Genomic DNA, 5843 nt, shown 5'->3' with positions numbered 1-5843 from the left:
CAATATAATATGCCAAAAATAATATATACAAAAACTGATGAAGCTCCTGCTTTAGCAACTCAATCTTTCTTACCAATTGTACAAGCTTTTACCAAAACTACAGGTATAGAAATGGAAACAAAAGACATCTCTTTAGCAGCTCGTATATTAGCTGTTTTTCCAGATTATTTATCTAAAGAGCAACAATTTGAAGATGCTTTAGCTCAACTAGGAGAATTGGCAAAAAGCCCAGAGGCTAACATTATAAAATTACCAAACATTAGCGCTTCTATTCCTCAACTTAAAGAAGCCATTGCAGAATTACAATCTAAAGGTTACGCTATTCCTAGTTACCCAGACGATCCTAAAGACGCTAAAGAAAAAGAAATTAAAGGTCGTTTTGACAAAATTAAAGGTAGTGCAGTAAATCCAGTATTACGTGAGGGTAACTCTGACCGTAGAGCTCCTAAAGCTGTTAAAAATTACGCAAAAGCAAACCCACACTCTATGGGACCTTGGAGCCCAGATTCTAAATCTCAAGTTGCCACTATGTCATCAGGAGATTTTAAAGCTAATGAAAAATCTATCACACTAGATAAAGCAACAGATGTTAGCATTGTTTTAGTAAAAGAAGATGGCTCTAAAGATGTATTGAAAGAAAAAATTTCTTTACTAGATGGCGAAATTATAGACGCAACAGTAATGAGCAACAAGGCTCTTTTAGCTTTTTTACAAGAACAAATGAAAGAAGCTAAAGATGCTGGCATATTGTTTTCTTTACATATGAAAGCAACTATGATGAAAGTTTCTGATCCAATCATTTTTGGTCACGCTGTAGAAGTTTTCTTTGCTGATGTATTTAAAAAGTACGGTAAAGTTTTTGAAGAAAACGGAATAAGCGCAAACAACGGCTTAGAAAGTTTATTAAATAAATTAGATAAAATATCTAATGGTGCTGAAATTAAAGCTGAAATTGAAAAGACTATAGAAAATGGTCCAGATTTAGCAATGGTTAATTCTGATAAGGGAATAACAAACCTTCACGTACCTAGTGATGTTATTATTGACGCTTCTATGCCTGCAATGATACGTAACTCTGGACAAATGTGGAATGCAGAAGGAAAAGCACAAGACACTTTAGCCGTTATACCTGACAGTAGTTATGCAGAAATTTATTCTGCTACTATAGACTTCTGTAAAAAACACGGCGCTTTTGATCCTACAACAATGGGTACAGTCCCTAACGTTGGTTTAATGGCTCAAAAAGCAGAAGAATACGGATCTCATGATAAAACATTTGAAATTGCAAACAACGGAAAAGTACAAGTTATAGATGCTAGCGGTACGGTGCTTGTAGAGCACAATGTAGAAGCTGGCGATATCTGGAGAATGTGCCAGGTTAAAGATGCTCCTATTCAGGACTGGGTTAAATTAGCAGTATCTAGAGCTAGAGCAACTAATACACCTGCTGTTTTTTGGTTAGATGAAGACAGAGCTCACGATGCAGAATTAATTAAAAAAGTAAAAGCTTATTTACCTAATCACGACACTTCTGGCCTAGAAATTTTAATTCTTTCTCCTTTAAAAGCAACAGAATACACACTTGCCAGAATTAAAGACGGTAAGGACACTATTTCGGTTTCTGGTAATGTACTTAGAGATTACTTAACAGATTTATTCCCAATTTTAGAAGTTGGTACAAGCGCAAAAATGCTATCTATTGTACCTTTAATGAATGGTGGTGGTTTGTTTGAAACTGGTGCTGGTGGATCTGCCCCAAAACACGTAGAGCAATTTACAGAAGAAGGTCATTTACGTTGGGATTCATTAGGTGAATTTTTAGCCTTAGAAGTTTCTTTAGAACACGAAGCTGAAAAATCTAATAATAAAGACACACTTGTTTTAGCCGAAGCTTTAGGTGATGCTACAGAAAAGTTTTTATTAAACGATAAATCTCCATCTAGAAAAGTAAATGAAATAGACAATAGAGGTTCTCACTTTTACTTAACACTATACTGGGCAGAAGCATTAGCTAACCAAACTAAGAGCCCTACACTGCAAGCTAAATTTAAAGACGTTTACACTTCATTAAAAGATAATGAAAGCAAAATAAACGAAGAGTTAATTAACGCTCAAGGATCTAGTGTAGATATAGAAGGTTACTACTTACCTAACCAAGAGATTTTAGCCAAAGCTATGAGACCTAGTAATACGTTAAACACTATTATTAGTAGTATTTAATATATTTATTATCATACAAAAGCCTATTCGTTAACAACGAATAGGCTTTTTTTGTTTTAAATAAATGTTAACTATTATATTCTAGCAACAAAAGTGGCTATTTTTACAAAAAACCACACCAACTATGCACAGACCCATTGTCTGCTTTTTAATATTTTTGTTCGCATTTACAGCAACTAAAGCTCAAGAAAAAATTACGTTATTTGGAACCATTACAGAAGCCTCTAGTAATGAAACACTAATTGGCGTATCTATAGCAGTACCAGAATTACAAACAGGAGTTATTACTAATGAATACGGGTTTTACTCCTTAACTTTACCTAAAGGAAACTACACAATAATTGTAAGCTATATTGGTTTTAATGACATTAAAAAAGAAATAAATTTAACCAAAGACACTACATTAAATCTTCAACTTAATGAAGCCGTTGAGCAGTTAAACGAAGTTATACTTACTGAAGACATTGAAAAAATTAGTATTAGAAAACCACAAATGAGTGTAAACTCGCTCTCATCTAGCAGTATAAAAAAAATACCCGCAATTTTGGGAGAGGCAGATGTGCTAAAATCAATTTTACTACTACCTGGAGTTACTAGTGGTGGCGAAGGAGCATCTGGATTTAATGTACGTGGTGGATCTGTAGATCAAAATTTAATCTTATTAGATGAAGCTACTATTTACAACTCATCACATTTATTTGGTTTCTTTTCCGTTTTTAATCCTGATGCCATAAAAGATTTAAAGCTATACAAAGGTGGCATACCAGCAAAATATGGAGGCAGAATTTCATCTGTACTAGATATTTATCAAAAAGAAGGAAATAGCAAAAAATTTAAAGCTAATGGTGGTATCGGTATAGTATCTAGCAGGTTGCTACTAGAAGGCCCATTAAAAAAAGATAAAGGTGCTTTTTTAATTGGTGGTCGTAGCTCATACGCTCACTTGTTTTTACCCTTATTAGATAATGACAACAAGGCGTATTTTTACGATTTAAACACTAAACTTAATTACAAAATAAATAAAAACAATAACATATACTTATCTGGTTACTTTGGTAGAGATGTTTTTAGTATTGCTAATAGTTTTGAAAATACATACGGTAACTCTGTAATTAATTTAAGGTGGAATCATTTATTCTCAGATAAACTATTTAGTAATTTATCCTTAATTTACTCAGACTACTTTTACGGATTAGAACTAGATTTTGTTGGCTTTAAATGGAACTCTGGAATACAAAACTTTAATCTTAAATACGATTTTAAAAATTACATTTCTAATGACATAAAGTTAAATTACGGAGTAAACAATACTTACTACAGATTTAATCCTGGGGAAATAAAACCAAACCGAGGCGATTCTGGCATTCTAACTAATAAATTAACAGACAAATATGCTAACGAGTTTGCCGCTTATATAGATGCAGAACATAAAGTCACCAACAACTTAACACTACAGTACGGCGTACGTTGGAGTCATTTTACCAGACTTGGTCAAGATGAACTTTTTATATATGAAAACGACCAAGCAGTAAATTTTAATACCGATTTTCAGATATACGAGAGTGCAGAACCCATAGGGAAAGAACGTTTTAAAAGGTCTGCACAAATTACCACATTTAACAATTTAGAACCAAGACTAGCCTTATCATATGCTTTAAACAATAACAACTCTATAAAAGCCAGCTACAACCATATGGCTCAGTACCTACATTTACTTTCTAATACCAGCTCCCCTACTCCTTTAGATGTATGGTCTCCTAGTGGAAAATATATAAAACCACAAATATTAGATCAGTACGCAATAGGTTACTTTAAAAACTTTAAAAACGATAGCTACTCTTTAGAAACTGAAGCTTATTACAAAGATGCAAAAAACAGAATAGATTATATAGATGGCGCAAATTTAATTGCTAATGATGCTATAGAGCAAGTAATTTTAAATGGCAAAATGAGATCTTACGGATTAGAATTTATGTTTAAGAAAAATAGCGGTAAATTAAACGGCTGGCTATCCTACACTTTATCTAAGTCCGAACAACAAACTCCACCTAGAACAGTTAATGAAACAGGAATTAACAATGGTAAATGGTACACCACATCATTTGATAAAACTCACGATTTATCTATAAATGCAAGTTATAACATAAATGACAAATGGAGCTTTAATAGTAATTTAATATACCAATCTGGGCAACCTACAAATTACCCAATTGGGCAATTTGAGTACAAAGACTTAAGTATTCCTATTTATGGAGACCGTAACAATCAACGTCTACCAAGCTACAATAGGTTAGATATATCTGCCACACTAACTCCTAGAAAAAATAAAAACAGAAAATTACAAGCACAATGGGTATTTGGCATATACAACGTTTATAACCGTAAAAATGCTGCTTCTATTAATTTTTCCAGAAATGAAGACACTGGAAACAATGAAGCCTTACGTACCTCAATATTTGGTATAGTACCATCTGTAACTTATAATTTTAAATTTTAATAATAATGAAAAAGTTAGCATACATTATACCACTTTTATTATTTTTTGGATGCGAGGATGTTGTAGACATAGATGTACCAAGCACAGAACCAAAATTAGTTATAGATGCTAGTTTTGATGTATACACTACAGAATCTCCTGTAAGAACAGATGGCTTTGTAAAATTATCCTTAACAACAGATTATTTTGCTAATGAAAACAAACCAGTAAATGATGCAAATGTTACAATTACAGATTTAAATTCTGGTACTTTATATCCATTTACCTCCAACGGTAACGCAGGCTATTATCAATCTACAACAAATAACTTTACTCCCGAGTTTAACAAAACATACCAACTAAATGTTGTTTACAACAACAATACATATACTGCAGAAACAACCCTAATACCCAGTGTAGCTATTGACAATGTTGAACAAGGAGACGCTACACTTTTTGATGAAAACGATACAGAGCTAATTGTTTCTTTTACAGATGATGCTAGCAGAGAAGATTTTTATGTTTTTGATTTAGATTTTGGTGAATTTTTAACCACTTCAGATGAATTTTTTCAGGGAGAGACATTTAAATTCTCTTATTTTTATGATGATCTATCTTCTGGCAAGGAAGTTGTTATAAAGTTAAATGGCGCAGATGAACAATTTTATAATTATATGGATTTAATTTTAGCTCAGAGTGGAGAAAGCTCTGGAGGACCATTTCAAACAACACCAGCTACTATTAGAGGCAACATAATTAATATCACAAATGAAGACAATTACGCCTTAGGATATTTTAATTTATCTGAAACATACGAATATACAATTACTATAAATTAATAAATACCATTATACATATGCCCACAACACAGTCTGACTCTTTTTACAAAAGCATTAAGTTTTTTGGGTTAACAATATTACTTATGTTTTCTGGCCCTGGAGCTATATACGAAGCTTTTAAAAATGAAAATCACCCTTTATATTTACCTGTGCTTATACTTGGCTTTATATTATCTTTAGCTGCTATGGGTTTATTTTTATACAGTTTACGCTTAATGATGCATGCCATTTTTGGCAATAAAAAGAACAATTAAAATCTAAAATATTAAGCATTAAAAAAGCCTCCATTTAGGAGACTTTTTTAATAT

The 5843-nt window shown here is 32.4% G+C and carries 4 protein-coding genes; all 4 read left to right on the top strand.

Going from position 1 to position 5843, the window contains the following annotated elements:
• Positions 1 to 9: 9 nt before the first annotated feature.
• Positions 10 to 2220 (top strand): NADP-dependent isocitrate dehydrogenase, encoded by a 2211-nt coding sequence (locus ABJD66_RS01120; protein ID WP_348127267.1) that lies wholly within the window; start codon positions 10 to 12, stop codon positions 2218 to 2220.
• A 124-nt stretch (positions 2221 to 2344) separates the two neighbouring features.
• Entirely contained in the window at positions 2345 to 4717 is a 2373-nt protein-coding gene (locus ABJD66_RS01115) for a TonB-dependent receptor (protein WP_348127264.1), read from the top strand.
• Between the two features lie 5 nt (positions 4718 to 4722).
• Positions 4723 to 5535 (top strand): DUF4249 domain-containing protein, encoded by an 813-nt coding sequence (locus ABJD66_RS01110; RefSeq protein WP_348127262.1) that lies wholly within the window; start codon positions 4723 to 4725, stop codon positions 5533 to 5535.
• A 17-nt stretch (positions 5536 to 5552) separates the two neighbouring features.
• A complete protein-coding gene (locus ABJD66_RS01105; protein WP_100895616.1) occupies positions 5553 to 5789 on the top strand; it encodes a DUF6095 family protein in 237 nt (78 codons plus the stop codon).
• Positions 5790 to 5843 lie beyond the last annotated feature (54 nt).

It is taken from the genome of Cellulophaga sp. (assembly GCF_039943695.1).
Lineage (GTDB): Bacteria > Bacteroidota > Bacteroidia > Flavobacteriales > Flavobacteriaceae > Cellulophaga.
The sequence above is the reverse complement of the archived record's forward strand: the minus strand, read 5'-3'. Positions and strand labels throughout refer to the sequence as shown.